We start from the raw sequence: 26,856 nt of genomic DNA on the forward strand, positions 1-26,856 counted from the left end.
CTCTGTCCCACCACACCCGCACAGCCGACCGAGGAGAGGCCATGCCTCCGCGTACGACGGACAGCGCACCGGAGAGGCGCGACGACGACCACCCACGCCCGGACCAGGAGACCGACGGAGAGCGGTCGGCGGAGCGGGGTTCGGACCGAGCCGGCCTGGACTCCGACGGCGCCGGGGCGGAAGCGGGGCCGGGCGGGGAGGCGGCTGCCGAGGCGGGCGACGGCTCGCGCCCGGACCCGGCCGGCGGGGCAGGACGCGGGCACGGCGCCGACCCGGTCCCCGGGGCGGGGGGCACGGGAGGTGCGGACGCACCCAGCAGGGTGGCTCGCGCCGCGCACGGCACCCATGACCGTCTCCGCGCCGAGAGCGAAACCGGCGCCGAAGGCGAGCGTGACGGGCACAGCAGCCCTCCCTCCGGGAACGAGGGCGACACCGGCGCGGAAGGCGCGTCCGGCCCCCATCCTCCCTCCGGGAACGACGCCGGTGCCGAGCCGCGCACGGTCGCGATGCGGCGGGCCGCTGCCGGGGGGCGGCGCTGGCGGGCCGCTCATCTGGCGGGATGTGCCGCGCTGTTGGCGGTCGCGCTGACCGGTGGGGCCATCGCCTTCGGGGGTACGGGGGACGGCCGTGCGGGGGCCGGTGCCGAGGCCGTGTCCGCGGCCGGGGCGCCGCCGGCCGGTGTCCTGGCCCAGGGGGACCTCGACGCGGGGATCGGGGCCCTGCAGAAGCATCTGCGTGCCCAGCCCAGGGACTTCGGCAGCTGGGCCACCCTCGGGACGGCGTACGTCGAACAGGCCCGGACGAAAGGCGACCCCTCGCGCTATCCGCAGGCCGAGCGCGCGCTGAAGCGGTCCCTGGAGCTGGACCCCGGCAACGACCAGGCTCTGGCCGGCCGTGCCGCCCTCGCCGCCGCCCGGCACGACTTCACCGGCGCGCTGCGGGACGCCGACCGGGCCCTGAAGCAGAACCCCTACAACGAACGCGCCCTGTGCACGCGTATCGACGCCCTCGTCGAACTCGGCCGGTACGAGGACGCCGCCGAGGCCGCCCGCACCGCCGACGACAGGCGGCCCGGGGTGCCCGTCTTCACGCGGTACGCGTACGTGAAGGAGCTGCGCGGCGACGTCCGTACGGCGCGTGACGTCCTGGAGCGCGCCCTGGAGGCCGCCGACTCGCCCGGCGACATCGCGTACGTCGCCACCGCCCTCGGGCAGCTCGCCTGGAACCAGGGCGAGTACAAGACGGCGCTCGGCCACTACGCCCGTGCCCTCGCCGCGGACGAGGACTACCTCCCCGCCCTGGAGGGCCGCGCCCGCGCCCAGGCCGCGAACGGCGACCGGGCCGCCGCCGTCGAGGGACTGGAGCAGGTCGTCGCCCGCTTCCCGCTGCCCGGCCCGCTCGTCGCCCTCGGCGAGCTGTACGAGGACCGGGGCGCCGACGGCGACCGGGCGAAGGCCGGCGACCAGTACGCCCTCGTGGACGCCTGGACGTCCCTCGCCCGCGCGGGCGGTGTCAACGCCGACCTCGACTCGGCCATGGCCGCCGCCGACCACGGCGACAAGAAGGAGGCCCTGCGCGCCGCCCGCGCCGAGTGGAACCGCCGGCACAGCGTGCACACCGCCGACGCCCTCGCCTGGGCCCTGCACGTCAACGGCCGCGACGAGGAAGCCCTGCCGTACGCCCGCCGCGCCACCGCCACCGGCTACCGCAACGCCGGCTTCCTCTACCACCGGGGCATCATCGAACGCGCCACCGGGAACGACCGCGAGGCCCGCGACCACCTGACGGCCGCGCTCGACCTGAACCCCGGCTTCTCCCCGCTCGGCGCCCGCGAGGCCCGTACCGCGCTCAAGGACCTGGAGGGGGCCCGGTGACCCTGCGCCGCCTGTTCGCGTCCGGCGCCGCCGTCCTCACGGCCGCCTGCGCGCTCACCCTGCTGCCCGCCGGCGCGGCGAGCGCCCACCCGCTGGGCAACTTCACCGTCAACCGCTACGACGGCCTGGTCGCCGCCCCGGGCGAACTCCGCGTCCACCACGTCGAGGACCTCGCCGAGATCCCGGCCACCCAGGCGGGACCGGACATCGAGCGGCTGGGCATCGCCATGTGGGCCCGCGAGCGGTGCGCCACGGCCGCCGCCGACAGCAGGGTCACGGTCGACGGCCGCGGCACCCCGCTCACCGCCGAGCGCAGCCACGCGCGCGTGCGGCCCGGGCAGGCGGGGCTCGACACCCTCCGCGTGGAATGCGAGCTGGCCGCTCCCCTGCCGTCGGACAAGGGGAGCGTGTCCGTCGGCTTCCGTGGCGCGGGCGACTCCTCCGGCCCGGGCTGGCGGGAGATCACGGCGCGGGGCGACCGTATGACGCTCACCGAGTCGGACGTCCCGGAGAAGTCGATCTCGGCCGAACTGACTCGCTACCCGGCGGAGTTGCTCTCCTCCCCGGCCGACACCGCGGCCGCCGCCCTGCGCGTGCGCCCCGGCGGTGCGGCCCTGGCCGAGGAGGAGTCGGACGCTCCCGCCGCCTCCGTCCTGCCGCGCGGCGCCGACCGCTGGACACGGGCTCTGGACGACCTGGTCGCCCGGCACGACCTCACCCCGGGCTTCGCCGCGCTGGCCCTCCTCATCGCCGTCGTCCTCGGAGCGATGCACGCGCTCGCCCCGGGCCACGGCAAGACCATCATGGCCGCGACGGCGGCGGCCCGGGGCGGCCGGGCCCGGATGAAGGACGTCCTGCCGATGGCCGCCTCGGTGACGGTCACGCACACCCTGGGCGTGGTCGCCCTGGGCCTCCTGGTCACGGCCGGTTCGGCGGCGGCCCCCTCGGTGATCGCCTGGCTGGGCGTCGCGAGCGGCCTCCTGGTGACCCTGGCGGGCGCGAGCCTGCTCCGCCGCGCCCTGCGCAACCGCGCGCACACCCACCACCACGGCCCCGGCGGCCACACCCACACACACGACGACGAGAGCCACGGCCACAGCCACGCGCACGACCACGATCACCACCACCACGATCACGATCACGACCACCCGCACGACCACAACCGCCCCCACTCGCACCCCCACACGGTCGAGCACACCCACGGCGGCTTCACCCACTCCCACCCGGTCGCCCCCACCCTCCGCGGCACGATCCTCATGGGCTTCGCGGGCGGGCTCGTGCCCAGCCCGTCCGCCGTGGTGGTGCTCGTCGGCGCCGCGGCCCTCGGGCAGGCCTGGTTCGGTCTGCTGCTGGTCGTCGCCTACGGCGTCGGGCTCGCGCTCACCCTGACGGCCGCCGGGTACGCCGTCGTCAAGGCGGGCAGCGGCATGACCCGGCTCCTGGACCGGCGCCCCCGCTGGACGGCGGGCCCGCTGGCGGCCCTGGTGCGCCGGACCGCGCCGCTCGGCTCGGCCTTCGCCGTCGTCGTCCTCGGGGCCGGACTGGTGTTCAAGGGGGCCGCATCCGCACTGGGCTGAGTTACGTTCGTGAGGAAAACCGACGTCATGGGGAAAACAGACCTCATGGAGATTTCGCCCGGCTGCGAATGGGGGCGCCGTGTCCGAAGAACCGGGCCATGAGCGGGTGATCGCGGGCCGCTACCGGCTCCTGGCACCGCTCGGCGAGGGCGGTATGGGGACGGTGTGGCGCGCCCGCGACGAGGTGCTGCACCGCGAGGTCGCCGTCAAGGAGGTGCGCGCCCCGGCGGGGCTCGCGGGCGACGACGTGCGGCGGATGTACGCCCGGCTGGAGCGGGAGGCGTGGGCGGCGGCCCGGGTCGCCAACCGGAACGTGGTCATGGTGTACGACGTGGCGACGGACGAGGGCCGGCCGTGGATCGTCATGGAGCTGGTCCGCGGGCTCTCCCTGGCCGAGGTCCTGGACGCCGAGGGCCCCGTGCCGCCGCAGCGTGCCGCGCACATCGGCGCCGAGGTGCTGGCCGCGCTGCGGGCCGCGCACGAGGCCGGGGTGCTGCACCGGGACGTGAAACCGGCCAATGTGCTGATCGCGAACGACGGCCGGATCGTGCTCACCGACTTCGGGATCGCCATGGTCGAGGGCAGCTCCGCGCTGACCATGACCGGGGAGGTCATCGGCTCGCCCGAGTTCCTCGCCCCGGAGCGGGCGCTCGGCCGTACGCCGGGCCCGGAGTCCGACCTGTGGTCGCTCGGCGTGCTGCTGTACGCGGCGGTCGAGGGCCACTCCCCGTTCCGTCACGACACCCCGCTGAGCACGCTGCGCGCGATCGTCGACGAGGAGCTGCCGCCGCCGTACCGGGCCGGTCCGCTCGCCCCGGTCATCGAGGGGCTGCTGCGCAAGGACCCCGCGCAGCGGCTGCCGGCCGAGCAGGTCGAGCGGGACCTGCGGGCCATCGGCGCGGGCGGCTCGCCGAGCGCGGACACCGTACGGGCCGTCCCGTTCCCGCCGACGCTCCCGGGCCGTCCCGAGCCCTCGCCCACGCCGCCGATGCCCTTCCCGGGGCAGCCGGCGCCGTCCGGCTCGCGCGGGACGACGACGGCCACCGGCCGGGACCGCGACCGCCGGGCGGGCCGGGTGCTGGTCGCGGGCGTGGTCGCGCTGGCGCTCGCGGTGGGCGGGCTGACGTACGCGCTGCTGAACCGCGGGGACGGCTCCGGGAACAACGACCGGGGTGCCGGGGCGAGTACGCCCGCGGAGACCGAACCGCAGAACACCGCGAGCGAGAAGTCCAGTCCTTCTCCGACACCGAGCGAGAGCGAGAGCGAACGGAGCAGTCCGCCGCCGCAGTCGGTGCGGGTCGGTCTGGACGGCACCCGCACGGACTACTCGGGCGCGTGTCCGCCACCGGGTGCCCGGGCGCCGAGGTTCACGGCGACGTTCACGGTGGGGCGGCTGCCGGCCGAGGTGCGCTACCGCTGGGTGACGCGGGACGGCTCGGAGCTCGACGGTGGCTGGAAGACGCTGTCGTTCCCGGAGGGCGACGGCCGTACGCGGCAGGACGCGGTGACCGTGACGACCGAGGCGGAGAGCGGGACGTTCGAGAACGAGATCAGTGTCGAGGTGCGGGAGCCGGTGCGCACGACGTCCGAGTCGGTACCGTTCTCGATCACGTGCGAGACGGAGACCCCGACGGGCGGGGCCTCCCCTTCTCCTTCGGACTCGGACACGGACTCCGGCACGGGTTCGGACACGGAGTCGGACACGGACTCCGGCTGAGCGGTCGCCGGCCGCGGTCAGTCGTTGGCGTTGAGCACGGGCAGATAACCGCCCGACTGACCGGGTGCCTTCGGGTGGTACGACTCGCCGATGTTGAGCCAGTTGACGCTGTGCAGCCAGGAGTCGCCGGAGCAGATCTCGTGGCCGGTGAAGGTGCCGCGTACGTCGCCGAAGGTGAAGCCGTGGTTCGCGGCGCGCTTGGCGATGGCGGTGTTGAGGTGGTCGGAGGCGTCGTTGATGGCCTTGCGCTTGGTCTCGGAGAGGCCGAGGCAGGTGGTGCCGAGCTGGTAGAAGCGGGGGTAGCCGAGGACGACGACGTGGGCGTTGGGGGCCTTGGAGCGGATCGCCGAGTACACGCTGTCGAGCTTGCCGGGCAGCGTGGAGTCGACGTACGCGCGTGCGGTGTTGATGCGGGAGACACAGGCGCTGTCGGACTGGGTCACACAGGTCGTCATGACGTCGGCGAATCCGGCGTCGTTGCCGCCGACACTGAGGGAGACGAGGGCGGTGGCGCTGCTGAGCGGGCCGAGCTGTCCGGACAGAACATCACCCGTTCGGGCGCCGGAGCAGGCCGTGAAGTCGAAGGTCGAGGGTGAATGGGCGGCGGCCCAGAGGTAGGGGTAGGCCTTCGTGCTGCGCTTGCAGTCGCCGCTGGAGCTGATGTAGCTGCCGGCGCCCACTCCGGAGGAGTAGGAGTCACCGAGCGCTGCATAGCCGCCGGTTGCGGCGAGTGAGGACGCCTGCGCCGTGGCTGCCCCGGTGAGGGCGGTGCCGGCGGCGAGGAGGAGCGAGCTCACGAAGACGACAAGTCGGGAACGTCTCATGGAACCTCCCTTAGCAGGATCTCTGCCACAACCGTCGTAGCAGCTACGCGTGTTGACAGGAAGTGTCCATGCCAAGTCTTTCGGGTCGTTTGCGGGGCACACACGGCGCATTCGGCTCACGTTTTGTTACGCCCCGCGCGCCTCTTGTTACGCGCCCATGACAGATTTGGCGACTAGTGCTCAACTCCCTTGCTCTACGCCGGTAGTTGGCCGACGCTTTACTTCGGTCGAGAGCGGAACGCGACGCTCCCGGCCGTGTGCGTGAGCACGCGCACAACCCCCACATGACGCGCGCCCCACCCAGGCGCGCGCCGCCTAGAGGAGGAATCCCTCGTAATGGCACAACTGCGTAGCAAGAGACTCGGGTTCGCCGCGATCACCCTGTCGGCGACCGCCGCCCTCGTGGGCGGGCTCACCGCCCTCCCCGCCCAGGCCGCCGCTCCCGCCGAGGGCCGGGTGCTCGCCGCGGACTCCCCGGACGCGATCAAGGACAGCTACATCGTCACGCTCAAGAAGAGCGCCGGTCTGAAGGCGTCCTCGGCCGCGGGCAAGGACCTCGTCGAGGAGTACGGCGGGTCCGTGCGCAAGACCTTCGGCAAGGCGCTGAACGGCTACTCCGCCACCCTGTCCGCCACCGAGGCCAGGCGCCTCGCCGCCGACCCGGCGGTGGCCTCGGTCGAGCAGAACCAGCGCGTGCGGCTCTCCGCCACCCAGAACAACGCCCCCTGGGGTCTGGACCGCATCGACCAGACCTCGCTCCCGCTCTCCGGCACCTACACCTACCCGGACAGCGCGGGCAGCGGCGTGACGGCCTACGTCATCGACACCGGCGTGCGCATCACCCACCAGCAGATCAGCGGGCGCGCCTCCTACGGCTACGACGCCGTCGACGGCGACACCACCGCCTCCGACGGCAACGGCCACGGCACCCACGTGGCCACCACGATCGCGGGCTCGACCTACGGTGTCGCCAAGAAGGCGAAGATCGTGGCCGTGCGCGTGCTGAACAACAGCGGCTCCGGCACCACGGCCGGTGTGATCGCGGGCATCGACTGGGTGACGAAGAACCACTCCGGCCCCTCGGTCGCCAACATGTCGCTCGGCGGCGGCGCCTCCGCCGCGCTGGACACGGCGGTCCGCAACTCCATAGCCAGCGGCGTCACGTACGCCGTCGCCGCGGGCAACAGCAGCACCACCGCCTCCTCGTCCTCCCCGGCCCGGGTCGCCGAGGCGATCACCGTCGGCGCCACCACCAGCACCGACGCCAAGGCGAGCTACTCCAACTACGGCTCGGCCCTGGACATCTTCGCGCCCGGCTCCTCCATCACGGCCGGCTGGCACACCAGCGACACCGCGACCAACACCATCTCCGGCACCTCGATGGCGACCCCGCACGTCGCGGGCGCGGCGGCGGTCTACCTGGCGGGCCACACCTCCTCCACCCCGGCCCAGGTCGCCTCGGCCCTGGTCGGCGGCGCCACCACCGGCAAGGTCACCAGCGCGGGTTCGGGCTCGCCGAACCGGCTGCTGAAGCTCGTACCGTGACGCGTGCCGTAACCGGAACCTGAACAACCGTTCCCCGGAGGCGGGTTGAGCCTCCGGGGAACGGTTGTTTCCGTCACCGGACCTGTCAACTTGCGCCTCACAAAACGCCCCCCGCAACGACAAAACCAGCAAAAACGTGAGCGGCCGTTCCAGGTCTTGCCATACGGGTTCAATCGTCAATACCGTCATACATCTCACCCGCATCGGTCCGTCAGCACGCGGCTCTAGGGGAGGGCTCAAGGACCGCGACGAACCGGCGCGGGGCGCGGTAGGGGGGTGCCGTGCTCGGTGACCGCGAGGTGACCGGGCCGTGCCGCGCGGTCGGCTGCCGTTTTCCGCCGTCGGCCAGCTTTGCCAGCTCACCCGGTGTGCCGAAGCTCCACCTCGGCGTGCCGCGGGTGAGAACCCCCCTTTCGAACCGGATTGGATCCGGACTGCCCTGGGGGGGCGGTCCACCGGACGAGAGGGACCAGACTCATGAGCTCAGTTCTGCAGCCGGCCGCGACGGACCCGTATCCGCCGACCGCCGGGAAGTACCGGCCCGTCTCCTCTCACCTGGCCATTGCGCCGCCGGTGAGCGTGGTCATCCCGGCCATGAACGAGGCGGAGAACCTTCCGTACGTCTTCAAGACCCTGCCCGACTGGATCCACGAAGTGGTCCTGGTCGACGGCAACTCCACCGACGACACCGTCCGGGTGGCCCGCGAGCTGTGGCCCGAGGTCAAGGTCGTCGCACAGCGCGGCAAGGGCAAGGGCGACGCCCTGATCACCGGGTTCCAGGCGTGCACCGGCGACATCATCGTGATGGTCGACGCGGACGGCTCGGCGGACGGCAACGAGATCGTGTCCTACGTCTCCGCCCTGGTCTCCGGCGCGGACTTCGCCAAGGGCTCCCGCTTCGCCAACGGCGGCGGCACGGACGACATGACCTTCATCCGCAAGCTCGGCAACTGGGCGCTGTGCACGGTCGTCAACCGCAAGTTCGGCGCCCGCTACACCGACCTGTGCTACGGCTACAACGCGTTCTGGCGGCACTGCCTGGACAAGATCGACCTCGACTGCACCGGGTTCGAGGTCGAGACCCTGATGAACATCCGGGTCGTCAAGGCCGGGCTCAAGGTGCAGGAGATCCCGAGCCACGAGTACCTGCGCATCCACGGCACCAGCAATCTGCGGGCCGTGCGCGACGGGCTGCGCGTGCTCAGGGTGATCCTCCAGGAGCGCTCCAACCGCCGGGCGCTGCGCCGCCGTTCGCCCCGGTCGCCGATGCCCGACCCGGTCCGGGGAGAGGTGTCTTGAGCGGTCCCGGCATCTCCGTCGTGATCTGCGCGTACACCGAGGACCGCTGGGAGGACATCCTCGCGGCGGTCTCCTCGGTGCGGGCGCAGTCACGGCCCGCCCTGGAGACACTGCTGGTCGTCGACCACAACCTGGCCCTTCTGGACCGTCTCGGCAAGGAGTACAAGGAGGTCGACGACGTGCGGGTGCTCGCCAACGCGGGCCCCCGCGGCCTGTCCGCGGGCCGCAACACCGGGATCGCCGCCGCGCGCGGCGAGGTCGTCGCCTTCCTCGACGACGACGCCGTGGCCGAGCGCGACTGGCTCCTGCACTTCGCCGAGGCGTACGCCGACCCGCGTGTGATGGCGGTCGGCGGGCGTACGGAACCGGTCTGGGCGTCGGGGCGGCGGCCCGCCTGGTTCCCCGAGGAGTTCGACTGGGTGGTGGGCTGCACCTACCGGGGCCTGCCGCGCGGCCGGGTCCGGGTGCGCAACGTGCTCGGCGGCAACGCCTCGTTCCGCCGCAGCGCCTTCGACGCGGCGGGCGGCTTCGCCACCGGCATCGGCCGGGACGGCGACAAACGCCCACTGGGCTGCGAGGAGACGGAGCTGTGCATCCGCCTCAGCCGGGCCCGGCCCGACGCGGTCCTGCTCATCGACGACCGGGCGGTGATCCACCACCGGGTGCCCGAGGCCCGTGAGCACTTCCGCTACTTCCGGACGCGCACGTACGCCGAGGGCCTCTCCAAGGCCCTGGTGGCCCGCAGCGTCGGCGCCGAGAAGGGACTGGAGTCCGAACGCCGGTACGCCACCCGGGTCCTGCCGGCCGGGGTGGCCCGGGGGCTGCGCGACGCCCTGCTGGCCCGGCCGGGCGGTGCCGGGCGGGCGGGGGCGATCGTCGCCGGGGTGCTGACGGCGGCGGGCGGATACCTGGTGGGCAGCGTGCGGTCCCGCCGGGGCGGGACCACGTTCTCGGTGCCGGAGGTGGAGGTGGCGGTCCGTGAGTGACGTCCGCGTACCGATCCTCATGTACCACGCGGTCGCGACCGACCCGAACGACGCGACCCGCGCCCTGTCCGTGACCCCCGAGGCGTTCGCCGGGCAGATGGCGGTGCTCGCGGACCGGGGGCTCAGCCCCGTCACCACCGCCGAGCTGGCGGCGTGCTGGCGCTCCGGGCGCGCGCTGCCCGAGCGGCCGGTCCTCATCACGTTCGACGACGGCTACGAGGGCGTGCACCGGCACGCCCTGCCCGTGCTCGCCAAGCACGGCTTCCCGGCCACCCTGTTCGTCTCGACCGGGTGGATCCGGGGGCCGTACGACACCGGCGGCGGCCTGGACACCATGCTGGACTGGGACCAGGTCCGGGCGCTCGCGGCGGCGGGCGTCGAGATCGGCGGGCACAGCCACAGCCACCCGCAGCTCGACCAGGTCTCCGACGCCACGCTGCGGTTCGAGCTGATCCACTGCAAGGAGATCGTCGCCGACCAACTGGGCACCACGCCGGTCTCGTTCGCCTATCCCTACGGCTACTCCAGCCGCCGGGTCCGGCAGGCGGTGCGCGAGACGGGGTACGCACAGGCCCTCGCCGTCGGCAACGGCCTCGCGCGCCGGACGCAGGGGCCGTACGCCCTGCGGCGCGTGACCGTGCGCCGCAGCACGGGCACCGAGGAGTTCGAGCGGCTGGTCGAAGGCCGGGCGATCGCCCGTACGTTCGCCGGGGACCGCGCCCTGACCAAGGGGTACGCCGTGGTCCGCAGGGCCCGCCGGGCACGCCGGCTGGTGTCCCGCTCCGGGGGCTGACCCGCGCCCGGGAACACGCCGCGTGCACCGGGAAACCGGGTGCACGCGGCGCCCTCGTGCCGGATCATGGCGGCATGTCTGGAAACCCGCACGAGGCGCTGCCGATCCGGCTCAACGTCGACGACTCCGACTCCCCGTCCGATGTCGTCGACGCGCTGTTCCTCGGCCGCTTCGCGACGGGCGAGCAGCCGTACTCCCACGCGGTGAACATCGACCGCGTACGGTCCGGGGCGACGCTGATGCCGCCCGGCGCCCGCGTGCTGCGCGCCGCCCGGGACGACGACCGCAGCGCGACGCTCGCCGAGGGCGACGGCTGGACGCTGCTGATCTCCCGCTGGAACCGGGGCGCCGACGTCACGGTGACGGCGACCAGTGCCGAGCTGGCCAAGAAGATCCTCGACCAGGCCACGGACGGCGCGGCGGACGAACCCGAACCGCAGCCGGAGAACGTCACGATGGGCTTCTGGTACGTCTCCCCGCGCCGCGGCCCGCACCGCACCACGCGCCAGATCGCCGCGGGCACCTGGGACGAGGTCCGGCCCAACTACACGGCGCCGGTGGCGGACGCCATGGACCGCCTGATGAAGACGACCCCCGAGGACATCTCGGGCCGGCTCCTCCTCCTGCACGGCCCGCCGGGCACCGGCAAGACGTCGGCGCTGCGCACGCTCGCGCGTTCCTGGCGGGACTGGTGCCAGGTGGACTGCGTCCTGGACCCCGAGCGGCTGTTCAGTGACGTCGGCTATCTGATGGACATCGCGATCGGCGAGGAGGACGCCGCGGGCAAGGGCCGCTGGCGGCTGCTGCTCCTGGAGGACTGCGACGAGCTGATCCGCGGCGAGGCCAAGCACACGGCGGGCCAGGCGCTGTCACGGCTGCTGAACCTGACGGACGGCCTGCTCGGACAGGGCCGCAACGTCCTGGTCGGGGTCACGACCAACGAGGACCTGGAGCGCCTGCACCCCGCCGTCGTCCGGCCCGGCCGCTGCCTGGCCCGGATCGAGGTGGGCCCGCTGACCCGCGCGGAGGCGGTGAACTGGCTGGGCCGCGAGGACGGCGTCGGCCGCGAGGGCGCGACGCTGGCCGAGCTGTACGCACTGCGCCGGGGCACGTCCCCGACGGCCCTGCCGGAGCCGCGCGGGGACGCCGACGCGGGGCTGTATCTGTAGGGCGGTGTTTTGATGGGTGTATGACCCTGTTCGTCGGCACGTCCGGGTGGCAGTACAAGGACTGGCGGGACGTCCTGTACCCGCCCGGGCTGCCGATGCGGCTCTGGCTGGAGGAGTACGCGGGGCACTTCGCCACCGTCGAGATCAACAACGCCTTCTACCGGCTGCCGGCCAGGGAGACCTTCGAGGACTGGCGCGGCCGGGTGCCCGCGGACTTCGTGGTCGCGGTCAAGGCGAGCCGCTATCTGACCCACATCAAACGGCTCAAGGACCCCGAGGAGCCGGTCGGCCGCCTGATGAGCCACGCGGCGGGCCTCGGTGACCGGCTCGGCCCGGTGCTGCTCCAGCTCCCGCCCAACCTGCGCGCCGACCCGGGCCTCCTGGACGCCTGCCTGGCCTGCTTCCCCGCCTCGACCCGGGTCGCGGTCGAGCCCCGCCACGACTCGTGGTGGACGCCTCAGGTCCGCAGGGTCCTGGAGTCCCGGCGCGCGGCCCTGTGCTGGGCCGACGTCCTGGCCCGCCCGGCGACGCCGCTGTGGCGCACCACCGACTGGGGCTACGTCCGCTTCCACCAGGGCCGCGCCCGGCCCTGGCCGCACTACGGCCGCCGCTCGCTGGCCACCTGGCTCGACCGCATCGCCACGACCTGGCCCGACGGCGAGGACGTCTACGCGTACTTCAACAACGACCCGGGGGGCGCGGCGGTGGAGGACGCGATGACGTTCGCGCGGCTGGGGCGGTCGGCGGGCCTGGAGCTCACCCGGACACCCGACCGGCCGGCGCGGACCGGCTGAACCATGCCGCCCTACTCCCCCTGAGCCGCCCGCAGGGCATCCCGTACCGCGGCGAGCGCCGCGTCCTCCCCCTGCCCGAGCCGTCGGGCCCGCTCCGCATACGCCTGGGCGGCGGCCGCCAGTTCCCGGTCCGCCGCCGAGCCGGCGGCGGCCACGAACGTGCCGTGGCGGCCCCGCGTCTCGATCACGCCGTCCGCCTCCAGCGCGCGGTACGCCTTGGCGACCGTGTTCGCGGCGAGCCCCAGCGACTCGGCCAGGCCCCGCACGGTCGGCAGCCGGTACCCCACCGGCAGCTCACCCGACCGCGCCTGCTCGGAGATCCGCGCCCGCACCTGCTCGTACGGCGGAGCACTGTCATCGATGTCGATCTTCAACGTCACAGGCCGATTGTCCCGTACCCGACGGAAAATGGGAGGCACCCCGGGTGCGCTCCCGCGTAGCGTGCGCCTCCATGACCGTGATCGTGCGCGACCTGCGACCCGATGTCCGAGCCGACGCCGAGGGGTTCTCCCACACCCGCCGCCTCGCCCTGCCGTACATGCTGTCCACCCCCGAGTCCGTGGTGCACACCCTGACCCATGCCCACCCGGACGCCCACTTCGGGCAGCTCGTCGCCGAGGAGGACGGCGAGATCATCGGCACGGCCCAGATCAGCGTCGCCCACGAGAGCCCGGAACCCGGCCAGGGCTCCGCCAACATCTACGTGCGCCCCGACCGCAGGCAGCGCGGGGCCGGTTCGCTGCTGCTGCGCACGGCCGAGGAGCGTCTGGCCTCGCTGGGCGTCCGGAAGCTGTTCGCCTGGGTGCTGGACGAGCCGGACAACCTGGCCTTCGCCGAGCGGCACGGCTTCCGGGCCAGCCGTTCCGCCTACTTCATGCGCCTGGACCTGGCGGCCGGCACGCTGCCGCCCCGCCAGGACCCGCCGGCGGGCGTCGAACTGCGCACGGCCGCCGACTTCGTGGACGACCCGCGTCCGATGTTCGCACTGGACGCGGAGACGGTGTCGGACGAACCGAGCGACATCGAGGCCGAGTTCACGGACTACGAGGCCTGGCTGGAGGAGACCTGGAAGCACCCGCTCCTCAACCGGGACCTGACCACGGTCGCGGTCGTCGACGGCCGCCCGGCCGCCTTCAGCGTGGCGTACACGGACGGCACCCGCTACGGCACGGCCATGACCGGCACCGCCCGGGCGTTCCGCGGCCGGGGCCTGGCGAAGCTGGCCAAGAACGACTCCCTGCACCGGGCCCTGGCGGCGGGGTACACGGAGGCGTTCACCGGCAACGACACCGGCAACGAACCGATGATCGCCATCAACAAGTGGTTCGGCTACGAGATCTGTGCGAAGGAAGTGCGTTATGTCCGCGAACTCGGCTGACGGGTCCGGCCAGGTCGACGTCGTGCTCGTCAAGGCGGGCCGTACGAAGATCCGCTACGCCGGAGAGCTCCTGACGGACGACGGCACCCGCGTCGCGGTCCGCGCCCCGTGGGCGGGCAGCGGCGTCCGCGACTTCGGCTTCGTCCGCTTCGAGCCCGGGGACGTCTTCACGGAGTACTACTGGCGTGACCGCTGGTACGCGGTGAAGGAGGTCCGCTCCGCCTCGGGCGCGCTGAAGGGCTGGTACTGCGACATCACCCGTCCCGCCGCACGCTCCGGCCCGGAGCTGGTCGTGGAGGACCTCGACCTGGACCTGTGGGTCTCCGCGGACGGCACGGACATACTGCGCCTGGACGAGGACGAGTTCGCCGACAGCGGCCTCACCGAGTCGGACCCCGGTGCGGCACGAGCCGCCCTGGCCGCCCTCGACGAACTGGAGTCACTCGCCCGCGGCGACGGCTTCACCGCGCTCCTGGCCTGAAGCGCCGCACACGGCCACCACCGCGTACCGCTCGTCGGTAACCTCCCCGCCCCACAGCAGCGGATCGCCGGACAGCCGCTCCACGCGCACCTGCCCGGCGATCGGCGCGAGCAGCCCAGTGAGCCGCTCCGCCGGTATCCCGACCGGCACGGTCGTCCCCCACACGCCCTCGACCAGCACGAGCCGCCCTCCCGGCCGCAGCAGCCCGGCCCAGTGCCGCAGGGCGCGGCCGGGGTCGGGCAGGGCCCACAGGACGTGCCGTACGAGTACGGCGTCGAAGCGCTGTTCCGCCACCGGCGGTGCCGCCGCGTCACCGACGAGGAACACCGCGTCACGCCCGGCCAGCTTCTCTCTGGCGAGCCCCACCATCGCCGGGGAGCGATCCACACCCGTCACCCGGTGCCCCTGCTCGGACGCGAGGAGCGACAGACTGCCGGTGCCGCAGCCGAGATCGAGGACGTCGCCCGCGCGCCGGGGCAGCCAGGAGCGCAGCCGCTCGGCCCAGGCCCGGCGCACCTCCGGGTCGCGCAGCCCGTGGTCCGGCTCCTCGTCGAAGGAGGCCGCCCGCGCGTCCCAGTCCACGTCGGCGCCGGTGTTCGCCGAGGTCATGCCGTCACTGTCGTTCGCCATGGGCCCAAGAGTGACACCCGCCACTGACACTCGAATCGTGACACCCGCCACTGACAGACCACGAGCGATGAGGAACTCTCCCCCGAAAGGTCTACCTCCGTGAGAACGCGGAACCCGGTAGACCCTTTAAGGAGGCAGCCATGCGCCGTGTGACCGTGCAGAAGCCCCTGAAGAAGACGGACCTGCGCCGGGCCCGCGAGGAGGCCGACGAGCGCCCCGCGGGACGCCCGGAAGTCCGCAAGGACATCGCACGCACGTGGTGGCCGGACGCCTGAGCGGCCGATGCCGATCATGAGACGCACACGTCAGAGCAGCCGCTTGCGGTAGTGGACGCGGTCGTAGGGCCCGTCCAGTCGTCGCTCCACCAGTTCGTAGCCGTACTTGGGATAGATCTCCTGGTTCTCCCACATCAGCGCGTTCGTGTAGAGCCTGACCTCGGACAGTCCCAGCGCACGCGCGCGTGCGTCCACGAACCGCAGCAGCCGCCGCCCCACTCCCCTGCCGTGCGCGGTGGGGTGGACGGCGATGATGTCGAGGAAGAGATGGTCCTCGAACGCCTCGACCACGACGAGGCCGGTCACGGGATCGCCCGTCACGAACACCTTGCCCGCGGCCACATTGGCCGCGTGGTCCTCCTCCATGGGCTGCGGCAACCGTCCGATGCGCTCGATGTAGGGGCGGAAGGCCGCGTCGATCACATCCACGACGACCGGTACGTCGGCGGCTCCGGCCGGCCGGATCTCCTCGTCTGCCATGCCGCGACGGTACCTACCTGATGCCGGTCCGAGCACTCCCTCGAGCGGCCATGAGCCCTGCCCTGTTCCCCGGTACCGTCGCAAGGAGTTCCCGCATGCCCGCACGCCGCACGACCGGCCAGCCCGGAGGCGTTCTACTCCTGCTCGGACGTCACCTTCGGCGACAGCCCGGCGGGCGGCACAGCCGCCGAGCCAGGACTCGGGGTCTGTTCGGCGGCTCAGGCCGGACAGACCCCGAAACGTTTCCCCTGTGCGTGTACACGTGTCAGTCGAACGCCGAAGCACAGGTGGTGGGCCTGGCCCGCGCCGGGTCGAGCGCGCCCGCCACCTCGTGGAAGGCGACCCGGTCCAGCAGCCCGACGGCCACGTGCTCGGACAGGTCGACCGGGCACAGGTCCTGGAGCAGGACGTTGCGCACGTCCGGCCCGTTCAGGTACTGGCTGCGCCACGGCGTGACCACCTCGTCGTACCGGGTGGCGATGACGGTGTAGCGCACGCCGGGCACGGTGTCGCCGCCCGCGTTGAGTCGCTTGAGGAAGTCGGATCCGGTGACCTGGTCGGCGAGGGCGGGCGTGGACTTCGCCAACAGGTCCCCGGCGCCCGGGAAGTACGGCAGCAGGTGGGTGAAGCCGTTCAGGTCGGTGCCGTGGTTGCTGGGCGCGATGCCGACCAGGGCGTTGACCTTGGCGGCGCCACCGAGGAACCGCAGGTACCAGCGGGGCATCATGCCGCCCTGCGAGTGTCCGACGATGTCGGTCTCGGCGGCGCCGGTGGCGGCGAGCACCCGGTCGACGAAGTCCCTCAGCTGGGCGGCGGACTTCTCGACGGATCCGAGGCCGTGGAAGAAGGGGACGCCTTCGAGCTGTCCGTAGTCGAGGGAGAAGACGCAGTAGCCCCGGACCTCCAGGTAGGGGGCGAGTCCCAGCCAGTTGTCGACGGAGTTCCCGAGGGTGCCGTGGACGAGGACGACGGGGCGGGGGTGGGCGGTGGACGGCTTGCAGGAGTAGTCGTTCCAGCCGGAGCTCGGGGCGCCCGCGGCCTGGGCGGAGGTGGCGGGGACGGTGACGGCCGCGGCGGTCAGCAGCAGCGCGGCCAGGGGTCTGAGCACTCGTTTCCAGGGCAGCATCGGGTGATCTCCTTGCGGCTCAAGGGAGGTGCGACGGCACGATGCCCTGTGATCCGGATCACGGGATGCTGTTCACTCGTCAAGTTACGAGTCAGTAGTCAAACTGGGAAGTTACGCGTCAGTAAAAACTTCCAGTGGTAACCGACGACGGTGGACCCACCTGACGCCCCTTCACCAGGCAGGCCGGATGGGCCCGAGCGGAGCGATCCGCAGCAACTGCTCCCCGAGCGCCCGCACTTCCCTCTCCCCCAGCACGTCCGCCCACTCCCGCACGGCCTCCGCGGCCGCCTCCTCCGCAGCCCGCGTGCACTCCCACCCCCGCCCGGTCAGCACCACCAGCCGCGCCCGGGCATCCTCCGGGTGCGGCCGCCGCTCGGCGTATCCCTTGCGCACCATCTCGTCGACGAGCTGACTGGCCGCCTGCTTGGTCACCCCGAGGTGGGCGGCCAGGTCGGTGACCGTCGCGCCGTCCGGGGCGAGCCGGGCGAAGGCGAAGCCGTGTGCGGGCCGCACTCCCTCGAAACCGCGCGCGACCACGCCCTCATGGATGCGTTGCGTGAGCCCACCGGCGGCGGCGAGCAGGGCGGCGGACAGGGCCATGGCCTCGGAGTTCTGCACGCATGCATTGAAACACTCTTGACGTGATGGTCAAGCTGCTTGACCATATAGTCAAGCAGCTTGACCACTTGGAGGCGTCATGCCCATCGTCCGCTCGTCCGAAGCCGTCATCCATGAGATCCACGGCGCCCGCTTCGTCTCGTACGCCACACCACTCAGCGGCAGCAAGGAGCTGTGCGCCTGGCGCGGCGAGATCCCCGCCGGCCTCAAGGCGCCCGCGCACACCGTCAGCCGGGAGGAGATCTTCCATCTGCTCGACGGCGAGCTGCTGATCACCCTCGACGGCCGCACCGAGCGGATCACCGCGGGCGACACGGTGATCATCAACCCCGGCGCCACCCTGACCGTCGAGAACCCCACCGACCGGACCGCGTACTCCTGGGTCACCACCTCGATCGGCCTGGAGGGACGGCTCGCCGACGGCACACGCATCGTGCCGCCGTGGGCCAACTGACGTCACGTGGAAGGATCTACGCCGCCAGTCGCCCCGGTCCCCCTAGTCCCCCGGGCATCACCGCCCGCGGGCCGAACTTCGCCCGGGCGCGGTCCGCGACCTCCTCGATACGGCGGACCTTCTCGTCCACGGGGTCGAAGGTCAGCTGGTGGGAGGCCTGGTCGGCGGGGTCGAGCCCCTCGGCGCGCAGGGTGATCGCACGGACCCGGGCCCGTTGCAGCCCGAGCGCCTCGTACATGCCGTACGCGGCCCTGGTCAGGTCCGGCGAGTGCGCGGTCGGTTCGTTCAGCTTGCGGCTGCGGGTGGTGGCGGAGCGGTCGGCGTAGCGCACGGTGAGGGTGAGCGTGCGGCACACCTTCTCCAGGGCACGCAGCCGGGCGCCGATCTCCTCGGCGGCCGAGAGCAGGGCGCGGCGGTGCCGGTCCGGGTCCAGTTCATCGCGGCCGAAGGGGCGTTCCGTGGCGAGGGAGCGGGAGACGGCGTTGGGGACGACCCGTCCGCGGTCGACGCCGTTCGCCTTCTCGTGCAGCTCGCGGCCGGCCTTCGCGCCGATCAGCCGCTGGAGCGTGGACAGCGGCGCGGCGGCGACCCGGCCGAGGGTGTCGAGGCCGTAGTCGCCCAGCGTACGGGCGGTCGCGGCGCCCACGCCGGGCAGCGCGGCGACGGGTTTGTCCGCGAGGAACTCCGCGATGGCGTCCCGCTCCTCGGGCACCGCACACGTCACCCCGGGCACGGCGTCGCGCAGCGCCACGCGGGCCAGCATCGGCCCGGGCCCGGCTCCGATCACGCAGTCGACGCCGTACAGCGCGAGCGAGCGCACCCGGATCACCGAGGCCAGTTCGACGGCGTTCCGCCCGAAGTACCGCTCGGCGCCCCGCAGGTCGGCCAGCGCCCCGTCCGGTGGCAGGGCCTGGACGACGGGGGTGAACTCCTCGAGCATCCCGAGCAGTCGGGGCAGGTCGGCCTCGCGTGTCGGAGGCAGCTGGAAACGTACGCAGAGGATGGTCATCCCGCACTCCCCGGACTCTGGTGCCACAACTTTCTTCCCACCGCGGGCCCTTCGCCCGCGGGACGCAGATCGGCCCAGGGGTGCATCTCGTACCCCGTGGGCATACGGATCTTCCGCTGCTCCGCCGGATCCTGGTCCGCGGAGCCCTCAGGCCCCTCGCCGTCGCCGTCGCCACCGGAACCGGCACCGGCACCGGCCAACCGGGCCGCGACCCCCTCCAGCCCTTCCTCCCGGCGCACCTCCAGCAGTTCCGCGAGGTTCCAGGCGGCGGCGCCCACCACGCTGAGGCTGCGCGGGCCGCGCCGCTGCACCACCCCGCGCACCAGCAGCAGCCAGGAGTGGAAGACGGTGTGGGCGCAGGCGTCGTGGGAGTCGTCGAAGAAGGCGAGGTCGACCAGGCCCGTGCCGTCGTCCAGGGTGGAGAAGATGACCCGCTTGCCGGACCGGATCGGCGGCGTCTGGGTGGCCGCCTTGGCTCCCGCGACCAGCACCGTCTCCCCGTGCCGGGCCTCACGCAGCCGGCGCGCGGACACCACGCCGAGCTCGTCGAGGAACGCCCGGTGATCGTCCATCAGGTTGCGCGAGGCGTCCATGGACAGCACGCCCAGCTCGGCACTGAGCCGCTCCGACGAGGTGAGATCGGGCAACCCGGCCGGTGCGGTCTTCCGCCCTCCCGCCAGCGGAAGCTGGCCCCCGCCCGCGCCCCGCGCGCCCCGGTGCAGCTCGGTCAGATGCAGTTGCAGATCACGGCGGTTGGCGCCGAACGCGTCCAGCGCTCCCACCTGCGCGAGCCGCTGGGCCAGCGGACGACTGGGCCGGCCCCGCTCCCAGAAGTCGACCAGCGAGGCGTACGGCTGCCCCTCGGCGATCCGCGCCGCCTCCGCCTCACTGATGCCGTGCACATCGGAGAGCGCCAGTCGCAGCCCCCACTTACCGGACACCAGTTCGATACGGTGTGCGACGCCCGACTTGTTCACGTCCAGCGGCAGCACGGGCACCCCGCGCCGCCGCGCGTCCGCCAGCAGCAGCCGCTTCGGGTACATGCCGGGGTCGTGCGTCAGCAACCCCGCGTAGAAGGCGGCCGGATGATGCGCTTTCAGCCACGCCGACTGGTACGTCGGCACGGCGAAGGCGACCGCGTGCGCCTTGCAGAAGCCGTACGACCCGAAGGCCTCGATGATCTCCCAGGTCCGCTGAATCGTTTCCGCGTCATACCCGTTCGCCGCCGCGTGCTGCGCGAACCACACCTTGATCCGCCCCTGCGACTCCGGATCCGACAGCCCGCGCCGCACCCGGTCCGCCTCACCGCGCCCGCAGCCGGTCATGATGTCGACAATGTCGATGATCTGCTCGTGGAAGACGACGACCCCGTACGTCTCCTTCAGCGGCTCCTCCAGATCCGGGTGCGGATAGCGGATCGGCGCCCGCCCGTGCCGCGCCTCGATGAACGGCCGCACCATGTCGGCGGCGACCGGCCCGGGCCGGAACAGCGAGATGTCGACGACGAGATCGTGGAAGCCGGCCGGCTGGAGCCGCCCGACCAGGTCGCGCTGTCCCGGCGACTCGATCTGGAAGCAGCCGAGCGTCTCGGTGGACCGGATCAACCGGTACGTCTCCGGATCCCCCGGCGACACCCCGTCCAGATCGACCCTCACCCCCGACACCCGCTCCACTTCCGCCACGGCGTGCGCCATCGCCGACTGCATCCGCACACCCAGCACGTCGAGCTTCAGCAACCCGAGATCCTCGACGTCGTCCTTGTCGAACTGCGACATCGGAAAGCCCTCGCCGCTGGTCGGCATGACCGGCGTACGCGCGAGCAGCGAGGCATCCGACAGCAGCACCCCGCACGGGTGCATGGCCACCCCGCGCGGCAGCGCGTCCAGCGCCTCGACCAGTTCCCACAGCCTCCCGTACTTCTCCTTCTCCCCCGCCAGCGCACGCAGTTCGGGCAGTTCCTCCAGCGCCGCGCGGGCGTCCCGCGCCCGGATATGGGGAAAGGACTTGGCCACCCGGTCGATCTCGGCCGGGTCCATGGACAGGGCGGCCCCCACGTCACGGATCGCATGCCGTACGCGATACGTCTCGGGCATCGCGACCGTCGCGACCCGCTCGGTGCCGAACCGGTCGATGATCGCGCGGTAGACCTCCAGCCGGCGCGCGGACTCCACGTCGATGTCGATGTCGGGCAGCACGACCCGCTCCTTCGACAGGAACCGCTCCATCAGCAGCCGGTGCTCGATCGGATCGGCGTGCGCGATCCCGAGCAGATGGTTGACGAGCGACCCCGCACCGGACCCCCGGGCGGCGACCCGGATGCCCATCTCCCGCACGTCGTCGACCACTTGGGCGACGGTCAAAAAATAAGAAGCAAAGCCGTGGTGGGCGATGATGTCCAGCTCATGGTGCATCCGCTCCCAGTACTCCCGGCGCCGGTCGTACCCGCGCAGCACCATCCCCGCCGCCGCCCGCGAAGCCAGCGTCCGCTGGGCGGTACGACGGTCGGCACCGACCAGATGCGGCTCGGGGAAGTGCACGGTACCGATCCCGAGATCGTCCTCGGGATCGACCAGGCACTCGGCGGCGGTGGCCTCGGTCTGCTCCACCAGCCGATGAGCGGTGTCCCGCCGGAACCCCGCGGCCTCCACGACCCGCTCCGCCACACCGACCATGGCCCCGGCCCCCTTGAGCCAGGCCTCACCGGAGTCCAGCTCCTTGGTCGGGTCGACGGGCACCAGACGCCGGGCGGCGTCCAGCACGTCGGCGACCGGCCCCAGCCCCGGGTCGGCGTACCGTACGGCGTTGCTGAGCACGGGCCGGATCCGCTGCTCGGCGGCGAACCCGACGGTCCGGGCGGCCAGCCGCAGGGAACCGGGCCCCGTACCTTTCCGGCCATGCCAGACGGCCTCCAGCCGCAGGGCGTCGCCGTAGACCTCCCGCCAGGGCACGAGCAGCCGCGCCGCACGGTCGGGACGCCCGGCGGCCAGGGCACGCCCCACATCCGAATCAGGCCCGAGCAGCACGGTCACACCCTCGGCGTGATTGCGCTCCCAGGGCAGCAACGGCGTCCCCTCCCCCTCGTGCACCGCCGAGACCAGCCGGCACAGCCCGGCCCATCCACGGGCACCGTCGCGGGCGAGGAAGGCCACCCGGGGGGCGGACTCGTCGACGAAGGCGCCACCGCGCACAGGAGTCCGGCGCCGCCCCCGCCCGGGCTCGGGGCGCTCCGCCCCCGCCACCGCCAGATCCGCCCCGAACACCGGACGGACCCCCGCCTTCGCACAGGCCTTGGCGAACCGGACGGCACCGGCGAGCGTGTCGCGATCAGTGAGAGCCAGGGCGTCCATGCCCCGCTCGGAGGCACGCTCGGCCAGCCGCTCCGGGTGCGAGGCTCCATACCGCAACGAGAACCCGGAGACGGTGTGCAGATGCGTGAACCCCGGCACACGCACCTCCCGCACTCGTGAACCACACCGGTTCTCGAACATTTGTTCCCAGCTACCTCACCCCCACCATAGACCAATTCTCGAATACATGTGCGACATCCGCTCGGCCCCGCCCCACCTGCGAAAACACCAAAAAGCCCCCGACCGTGGAGGCATGCAGCACCGCTCGTTCCGCGACGAGGCGAGCGACGCCCTCACTTGACCCCCGCGCCCTGCCCGACGCCGCGATCCGGCAGCACGGCAGCCCTCTGGGACCTGGGCAAGGCGCGGTAACGCGTCCCCGACGCACCCGCACCCGCGCACGGCGAGAAGGGGACGTGTCGGGGGGTGTCCGCCCGCAGCGGTTGGCGCGTCAACGGACAGCCAGTCGGTGTCCGACCCCATCGCGCCGTTCCGAGGACGGACACCCCCCGGCGCGGCCCCGACCCACCACCACCGCGAAGGCGCTACGCACACCCCCACCGAAGCAGCCACAGGCCGCCGCAGGCACCCCGCCCAACCGCCGGCGGCGCACGCAAAAAGCCCCGCCCCTCACACAAGGGGCGGGACTCCACAAACCTGGACCCGGAACTCAGCCGATCTCGGTCCCGGTCGCCGACAGCGCCTCCGTCACCGGCTGGAAGAACGTCTCCCCACCGGACGTGCAGTCACCACTGCCACCGGACGTCAGCCCGATCGCGTTGCTGCCCGAGAAGAGCGAGCCACCACTGTCACCGGGCTCCGCGCACACGTCGGTCTGGATCAGACCGTTCACGATGTCGCCGTTGCCGTAGTTCACGGTGGCGTCCAGCCCCGTGACCTTCCCGTCGTGCACCTGGGTCGTCGAACCGCTCCGCGTGACCTGCATGCCGACCGTCGCCTCGGCGGCACCCGTGATCTTCTGCGTCGAGCCGTTGTAGAGGTTCACCTCACTCGGGTGAGCCACCTCCGCCGTGTACTTGACCAGCCCGTAGTCGTTGCCCGGGAAGCTGGAGTCCGCGTTGGTGCCGATCTCCTTGCCGCTGGAGTCCGACCACGTCGAGATGCCCTCGGTGCAGTGCCCGGCGGTCAGGAAGAACGGCTCGCCGCCCTTGACCACGTTGAAGCCGAGCGAGCAGCGGCCACTGCCACCGGTGATCGCGTCGCCACCGGCGACGAAGGGCTTGTACTCGCCCTTGGTCCGCTGGAGCTCGGCCTTCGCGCCGAGCCCGTCGACGACCTTCGCCAGCTTCGTCCACTCGGCCTTGGACACCGTACGGTCGGCGGTGACGACGATCTTGTTGCTCGTCGGGTCGGTCACCCAGGAGGTGCCCGGAATCGTCGCGTCCTGCTTCAGCGTGCCGCGGGCGCTCTTCAGTTCGGCGAGAGAGTTCGCCACGACTCTCGCCTTGGCTCCGGCCTTCTCGACGGCCTTGGCCGCGGCCTCGTCGAGCACGTTCACCACGAGGCTCTTGCTCTTCGTGTCGTAGTACGTGCCCGCCGCGTCGGCACCCAGGTCCTGGGCCAGCGTCGAGGCGAGCTTTCCGGCCGCCGTGACCGACAGGGTCCGGGGCGCGGAGGCCTCCGGGGTCTCGCTCGCGTTCGCAGTCTGGAAGGTGACTCCCGCGGCGACCAGTGCGGCGATACCCGCACCTGCCACGGCTGCACGCCGCTTGGGTATGCGTCGGTGCTTCAACTCACGTCCTCCTGTGGGGGGTCGGTCCGGGAGGTTGTGGGGACCTCGCGAACCGGAAGGCTTTGTTGACGAGCGCCCACTATTCCGAGGACAACGGGGGGCACACAAGGGTGAGTTCGAGACGCGCGTAGACAGCGCTTCGTACGCCCCCCATTTTGACCGTCCACGATCAAATCGGACCCAACTCCCCTGTGTTCACAGTGCAAACATTACGCGTGAGTAATGTGCGGGCACTCTTCGGGGTTCACGCGTGGCTGAATTTCGCCCCTACGGCAGCCGGTTCGGAGGGGCGCCCGAGCTCCACACGAAAGCCCCCGCACGCGTAGCGTGCGGGGGCTACGAAGTGCTGCGAACTGCCGCGGGGGGCCTAGTACACGCTGACCCCGTAGGCGCTCAGGGCCTCCGTGACGGGCTGGAAGAACGTCGTACCACCGGAGGAGCAGTTACCGCTGCCGCCGGAGGTCAGACCGTACGCGACACCGTTGCTGCCGTAGAGCGACCCGCCGGAGTCACCGGGCTCGGCACAGACGGTGGTCTGGATCAGGCCGGAGACGACGTCCCCGCCGCCGTAGTTCACGGTGGCGTTGAGGGCGGTGACACGGCCGCTGTGCGTACCGGTCGTGGAGCCGTCGCGGATGACGGTGGTGCCCACACTCGGGGTGGCCGCGCGCGTGATGTCCACGCCGTTCGCGGTGCCGGGACGGCTGACGGAGCCGCTGTAGCGGACGAGGCCGTAGTCGTTGCCCGGGAAGCTGGAGCCGGCGGTCGAGCCGATGACCGTGGTGCGGCCGGAGTTGGAGTACCAGGTGCCCGCGCCGTCGGTGCAGTGACCGGCGGTCAGGAAGTATTCGGTGCCGTTGCTGGCACGGACGTTGAAGCCGAGGGAGCAGCGCCAGCTACTCGCATAGATGGCGTCGCCGCCCTGGATCAGCTTGTTGAACTTGCCGGGGGTGCGCTTGATCGTGAGTGCGTCGGCGTTGGCGCCGGCCTGCTGCTTGATCTTCGCTATCTCGGCCTGGCTGACCGTGCTGTCGACGGTCAGGAGCACACGGTTGGTCTTGCTGTCGACGGCCCAGGCGGTGCCCGGGATGTCGGCCTTCAGCAAGGAGCCGCTGGCGCTCTTGAGCTCGGCGGCGCTGAAGGTGGTGGGGGTGTCGGAGGCGTTCGCGCTGGGGATCGCGATCGCTGCGGCGGCAACGAGGCCGGTGGAAACGGCGATCAGCCGGGTCCGTCTCGAAATGCCGCTGCGGGGGGTGGTGCGCTTGATCCTCACTTTTCGTTCCTCCACAAAGGAAGTCGGGGGCCCTCGTGGGGTTTCGGGCCCGTGAGGCGCAGTCCGGGGCGAGGCGGGCCGGATTCCGAATCCGCCGTGCCCCTGACAAGCGCTGTGGGGGAGTATTCGGCCGAACGGCCGGTAGGCGCAAGAGGGCCTTTCGGCCGGGCCCTTCCGCACCCCGGTCACGGCGGGGTCAGCAGTCGCAGGGGCAGCAGCAGTCGCACCCGTCGCAGTCGCAATCCCGGCAGCAGCCCTCGCGCTTCTTGCGGGACCACGGCCCCTCGTACTCCTTGGCACAGCACAGCTTGCAGGTGCAGCACAGCAGCCAGAACATCCCGCAGCCGGCCCAGAACCCGCGCCGGCCCTGGGGCGGCTGGGGCACCGGCGCGCCACCGCCGAGACCGCCGCCATACCCTCCTCCCCCACCTGCGAACGGGTTGCCGCCCCCACCCGCGTACGGGTTTCCGCCACCACCCGCGTACGGGTCCTGCCCAGAGCCGTGCGGCCCCTGGGGCGGCTGCTGTCCGTACGGCCCGCCCTGGTGCGACGCGCACACCGGCACCGTGCCGAACGCCCGGTCGACCGAGCGCCGCAGTTCGTGCACGAACAGCAGGTGCACGAGCTTCGCGTCGGCGAACTCGGCGTCGCGCAGCGCGAGCCGCACCCCGTGCACCGCGTCGTCGGCGAGCCGCCGGGCCTCCGCGAGGGACGTGCCGGTCGCGGCGATCGGGTTCCAGGCACCTGACGCGGCATCAGCGTGCAGGTCCTCCACGGCATCCAGCAGATGGGCCAGCCGTCCGAAGAGCCGTCCGGCCTCGGCGAGCGGCCCGGCGTTGTGCGGCCGGCCGGCGAGGACCGCCGTGTGGGCGAAGGCGGCGGCGGTCGCGGTCTCGGTCGGTTCGGTGACCGTCAGGATCGGCGTACCGGGCCCGGCGAGCGCCTCGATACCGCTCTGCCGGTCCACGGCGTCGACCAGGACCGCCGTGTCGAAGCCGACGGCGGAGCCGGTGCGCGCCCCGGCGCGGTCCCAGCCCACGGCGATCCGGCGCGCGGCGCGCGCGACCGGCGCGCGGGCCAGCAGTCCATCACCGTCGGCGACGTGGTCGCGCACCTTGGCGGAGGCGAGCACCAGCGACACGGCCGCCGCGAGCCGCGCTCCCTCACCGTGCGCGACGGAGGCGGTGCGCATCCCGCGCAGCGGACAGGGCCCCGCCGTACGCCGGCCCACACCGCCCGACGTGCCGCTCGCCGGGCCCGCCTGAGCCTCCGTCAACACCGAGACGAGAAGCCCGTCGTAGTTCGTCACGATGCGCGCGAGCTGCCCGTGGTCCCGGCGCAACGCGAGACACAGCCCACACAAATGCGCCATCCACTGGGCCGTGAGGCTCTCCCCGAGCCGGTGCCGACAGGGCCTGACCATTCCGAACATCGATGTCCCCCCGTGCTCCGTA

24 protein-coding genes are annotated in these 26,856 nt (G+C 72.3%); 13 read left to right on the forward strand and 11 right to left on the reverse strand.

Annotated elements, in window-relative coordinates:
- The first annotated feature begins 41 nt into the window (after positions 1 to 41).
- From QF034_RS08105 to QF034_RS08115, 3 genes are all read left to right on the forward strand, one after another.
- Entirely contained in the window at positions 42 to 1,874 is a 1,833-nt protein-coding gene (locus QF034_RS08105) for a tetratricopeptide repeat protein (RefSeq protein WP_307174276.1), read from the forward strand.
- Positions 1,871 to 3,451 carry a HoxN/HupN/NixA family nickel/cobalt transporter gene (locus tag QF034_RS08110; RefSeq protein ID WP_307174277.1) on the forward strand — a complete coding sequence of 527 codons (1,581 nt, stop codon included), beginning with the start codon at positions 1,871 to 1,873 and terminating at the stop codon, positions 3,449 to 3,451. The genes QF034_RS08105 and QF034_RS08110 overlap by 4 nt, the downstream gene beginning before the upstream one ends.
- Before the next feature lie 79 nt (positions 3,452 to 3,530).
- Positions 3,531 to 5,168 (forward strand): serine/threonine-protein kinase, encoded by a 1,638-nt coding sequence (locus QF034_RS08115; RefSeq protein WP_307174278.1) that lies wholly within the window; start codon positions 3,531 to 3,533, stop codon positions 5,166 to 5,168.
- 17 nt (positions 5,169 to 5,185) lie between these two features.
- Here the strand turns inward: QF034_RS08115 and QF034_RS08120 are convergent, their stop codons facing one another.
- Positions 5,186 to 5,992, reverse strand: a complete 807-nt coding sequence (locus QF034_RS08120) for an SGNH/GDSL hydrolase family protein (RefSeq protein WP_307174279.1) — start codon at positions 5,990 to 5,992, stop codon at positions 5,186 to 5,188.
- A 336-nt stretch (positions 5,993 to 6,328) separates the two neighbouring features.
- Between QF034_RS08120 and QF034_RS08125 the strand changes: the two genes are divergently transcribed.
- The 6 genes from QF034_RS08125 to QF034_RS08150 all read left to right on the forward strand — a co-directional run bounded on the left by QF034_RS08125 (position 6,329) and on the right by QF034_RS08150 (position 12,578).
- Positions 6,329 to 7,537, forward strand: a complete 1,209-nt coding sequence (locus QF034_RS08125; protein ID WP_307174280.1) for a S8 family peptidase — start codon at positions 6,329 to 6,331, stop codon at positions 7,535 to 7,537.
- A gap of 477 nt (positions 7,538 to 8,014) precedes the next feature.
- Positions 8,015 to 8,836 (forward strand): glycosyltransferase family 2 protein, encoded by an 822-nt coding sequence (locus QF034_RS08130; protein WP_307174281.1) that lies wholly within the window; start codon positions 8,015 to 8,017, stop codon positions 8,834 to 8,836.
- On the forward strand, positions 8,833 to 9,822 hold the full coding sequence (locus QF034_RS08135) for a glycosyltransferase family 2 protein (RefSeq protein ID WP_307174282.1): 990 nt from the start codon (positions 8,833 to 8,835) through the stop codon (positions 9,820 to 9,822). The genes QF034_RS08130 and QF034_RS08135 overlap by 4 nt, the downstream gene beginning before the upstream one ends.
- A complete protein-coding gene (locus tag QF034_RS08140) occupies positions 9,815 to 10,615 on the forward strand; it encodes a polysaccharide deacetylase family protein (RefSeq protein WP_307174283.1) in 801 nt (266 codons plus the stop codon). Before QF034_RS08135 ends, QF034_RS08140 begins: the two co-directional genes overlap by 8 nt.
- Before the next feature lie 74 nt (positions 10,616 to 10,689).
- A complete protein-coding gene (locus QF034_RS08145; RefSeq protein WP_307174284.1) occupies positions 10,690 to 11,784 on the forward strand; it encodes a DUF5925 domain-containing protein in 1,095 nt (364 codons plus the stop codon).
- A gap of 20 nt (positions 11,785 to 11,804) precedes the next feature.
- On the forward strand, positions 11,805 to 12,578 hold the full coding sequence (locus tag QF034_RS08150; protein ID WP_307174285.1) for a DUF72 domain-containing protein: 774 nt from the start codon (positions 11,805 to 11,807) through the stop codon (positions 12,576 to 12,578).
- Positions 12,579 to 12,589: 11 nt separating this feature from the next.
- Here the strand turns inward: QF034_RS08150 and QF034_RS08155 are convergent, their stop codons facing one another.
- Positions 12,590 to 12,958, reverse strand: coding sequence for a GntR family transcriptional regulator (locus QF034_RS08155; protein WP_307174286.1), 369 nt, complete (start codon positions 12,956 to 12,958; stop codon positions 12,590 to 12,592).
- A gap of 71 nt (positions 12,959 to 13,029) precedes the next feature.
- On the opposite strand from QF034_RS08155, the gene QF034_RS08160 reads away from it, so the two are divergent.
- Together QF034_RS08160 and QF034_RS08165 are read left to right on the forward strand one after the other, a co-directional pair.
- The gene (locus tag QF034_RS08160) at positions 13,030 to 13,956 is read left to right on the forward strand and encodes a GNAT family N-acetyltransferase (protein ID WP_307174287.1); all 927 of its coding nucleotides are present in this window, start codon (positions 13,030 to 13,032) and stop codon (positions 13,954 to 13,956) included.
- On the forward strand, positions 13,937 to 14,437 hold the full coding sequence (locus tag QF034_RS08165) for a ribonuclease FAU-1 family protein (protein ID WP_307174288.1): 501 nt from the start codon (positions 13,937 to 13,939) through the stop codon (positions 14,435 to 14,437). Before QF034_RS08160 ends, QF034_RS08165 begins: the two co-directional genes overlap by 20 nt.
- Here QF034_RS08165 and QF034_RS08170 read toward each other — a convergent pair.
- Positions 14,396 to 15,067 carry a class I SAM-dependent methyltransferase gene (locus QF034_RS08170; protein ID WP_307174289.1) on the reverse strand — a complete coding sequence of 224 codons (672 nt, stop codon included), beginning with the start codon at positions 15,065 to 15,067 and terminating at the stop codon, positions 14,396 to 14,398. The two genes, QF034_RS08165 and QF034_RS08170, sit on opposite strands and share 42 nt — an antisense overlap.
- A gap of 140 nt (positions 15,068 to 15,207) precedes the next feature.
- Between QF034_RS08170 and QF034_RS08175 the strand changes: the two genes are divergently transcribed.
- Positions 15,208 to 15,342 (forward strand): hypothetical protein, encoded by a 135-nt coding sequence (locus tag QF034_RS08175; RefSeq protein WP_307174290.1) that lies wholly within the window; start codon positions 15,208 to 15,210, stop codon positions 15,340 to 15,342.
- A 30-nt stretch (positions 15,343 to 15,372) separates the two neighbouring features.
- Here the strand turns inward: QF034_RS08175 and QF034_RS08180 are convergent, their stop codons facing one another.
- The 3 genes from QF034_RS08180 to QF034_RS08190 all read right to left on the reverse strand — a co-directional run bounded on the left by QF034_RS08180 (position 15,373) and on the right by QF034_RS08190 (position 17,566).
- Positions 15,373 to 15,822, reverse strand: coding sequence for a GNAT family N-acetyltransferase (locus QF034_RS08180; RefSeq protein WP_307174291.1), 450 nt, complete (start codon positions 15,820 to 15,822; stop codon positions 15,373 to 15,375).
- Positions 15,823 to 16,087: 265 nt separating this feature from the next.
- A complete protein-coding gene (locus QF034_RS08185; protein ID WP_307174292.1) occupies positions 16,088 to 16,948 on the reverse strand; it encodes an esterase/lipase family protein in 861 nt (286 codons plus the stop codon).
- Positions 16,949 to 17,119: 171 nt separating this feature from the next.
- Complete coding sequence (locus QF034_RS08190) at positions 17,120 to 17,566, reverse strand: MarR family winged helix-turn-helix transcriptional regulator (RefSeq protein WP_307174293.1); 447 nt, start codon at positions 17,564 to 17,566, stop codon at positions 17,120 to 17,122.
- A 79-nt stretch (positions 17,567 to 17,645) separates the two neighbouring features.
- Between QF034_RS08190 and QF034_RS08195 the strand changes: the two genes are divergently transcribed.
- Positions 17,646 to 18,020, forward strand: a complete 375-nt coding sequence (locus tag QF034_RS08195; protein ID WP_307174294.1) for a cupin domain-containing protein — start codon at positions 17,646 to 17,648, stop codon at positions 18,018 to 18,020.
- Between the two features lie 16 nt (positions 18,021 to 18,036).
- Here QF034_RS08195 and QF034_RS08200 read toward each other — a convergent pair whose 3' ends face one another.
- The 5 genes from QF034_RS08200 to QF034_RS08220 form a co-directional block, all read right to left on the reverse strand.
- Positions 18,037 to 19,029 carry a DNA polymerase Y family protein gene (locus QF034_RS08200; RefSeq protein ID WP_307174295.1) on the reverse strand — a complete coding sequence of 331 codons (993 nt, stop codon included), beginning with the start codon at positions 19,027 to 19,029 and terminating at the stop codon, positions 18,037 to 18,039.
- The gene (locus QF034_RS08205; RefSeq protein ID WP_307174296.1) at positions 19,026 to 22,475 is read right to left on the reverse strand and encodes a DNA polymerase III subunit alpha; all 3,450 of its coding nucleotides are present in this window, start codon (positions 22,473 to 22,475) and stop codon (positions 19,026 to 19,028) included. The genes QF034_RS08200 and QF034_RS08205 overlap by 4 nt, the downstream gene beginning before the upstream one ends.
- Before the next feature lie 571 nt (positions 22,476 to 23,046).
- Positions 23,047 to 24,129 (reverse strand): S1 family peptidase, encoded by a 1,083-nt coding sequence (locus QF034_RS08210; RefSeq protein ID WP_307174297.1) that lies wholly within the window; start codon positions 24,127 to 24,129, stop codon positions 23,047 to 23,049.
- Positions 24,130 to 24,496: 367 nt separating this feature from the next.
- Positions 24,497 to 25,402: a S1 family peptidase gene (locus tag QF034_RS08215; RefSeq protein ID WP_307174298.1), complete on the reverse strand. Its 906-nt coding sequence runs from the start codon at positions 25,400 to 25,402 to the stop codon at positions 24,497 to 24,499.
- Between the two features lie 196 nt (positions 25,403 to 25,598).
- Entirely contained in the window at positions 25,599 to 26,834 is a 1,236-nt protein-coding gene (locus tag QF034_RS08220; RefSeq protein WP_307174299.1) for a DUF5685 family protein, read from the reverse strand.
- Positions 26,835 to 26,856 lie beyond the last annotated feature (22 nt).

This window comes from Streptomyces africanus (assembly GCF_030816955.1).
GTDB lineage: Bacteria > Actinomycetota > Actinomycetes > Streptomycetales > Streptomycetaceae > Streptomyces > Streptomyces africanus.

Coding starts and splice junctions, on each gene's coding strand:
- QF034_RS08150 (WP_307174285.1), top strand. CDS start 11,805: ATGACCCTGTTCGTCGGCACGTCCGGGTGGCAGTACAAGGACTGGCGG.
- QF034_RS08125 (WP_307174280.1), top strand. CDS start 6,329: ATGGCACAACTGCGTAGCAAGAGACTCGGGTTCGCCGCGATCACCCTG.
- QF034_RS08200 (WP_307174295.1), bottom strand. CDS start 19,029: ATGACCATCCTCTGCGTACGTTTCCAGCTGCCTCCGACACGCGAGGCC.
- QF034_RS08185 (WP_307174292.1), bottom strand. CDS start 16,948: ATGCTGCCCTGGAAACGAGTGCTCAGACCCCTGGCCGCGCTGCTGCTG.
- QF034_RS08145 (WP_307174284.1), top strand. CDS start 10,690: ATGTCTGGAAACCCGCACGAGGCGCTGCCGATCCGGCTCAACGTCGAC.
- QF034_RS08120 (WP_307174279.1), bottom strand. CDS start 5,992: ATGAGACGTTCCCGACTTGTCGTCTTCGTGAGCTCGCTCCTCCTCGCC.
- QF034_RS08105 (WP_307174276.1), top strand. CDS start 42: ATGCCTCCGCGTACGACGGACAGCGCACCGGAGAGGCGCGACGACGAC.
- QF034_RS08180 (WP_307174291.1), bottom strand. CDS start 15,822: ATGGCAGACGAGGAGATCCGGCCGGCCGGAGCCGCCGACGTACCGGTC.
- QF034_RS08195 (WP_307174294.1), top strand. CDS start 17,646: ATGCCCATCGTCCGCTCGTCCGAAGCCGTCATCCATGAGATCCACGGC.
- QF034_RS08130 (WP_307174281.1), top strand. CDS start 8,015: ATGAGCTCAGTTCTGCAGCCGGCCGCGACGGACCCGTATCCGCCGACC.
- QF034_RS08170 (WP_307174289.1), bottom strand. CDS start 15,067: ATGGCGAACGACAGTGACGGCATGACCTCGGCGAACACCGGCGCCGAC.
- QF034_RS08175 (WP_307174290.1), top strand. CDS start 15,208: ATGCGCCGTGTGACCGTGCAGAAGCCCCTGAAGAAGACGGACCTGCGC.
- QF034_RS08160 (WP_307174287.1), top strand. CDS start 13,030: ATGACCGTGATCGTGCGCGACCTGCGACCCGATGTCCGAGCCGACGCC.
- QF034_RS08165 (WP_307174288.1), top strand. CDS start 13,937: ATGTCCGCGAACTCGGCTGACGGGTCCGGCCAGGTCGACGTCGTGCTC.
- QF034_RS08220 (WP_307174299.1), bottom strand. CDS start 26,834: ATGTTCGGAATGGTCAGGCCCTGTCGGCACCGGCTCGGGGAGAGCCTC.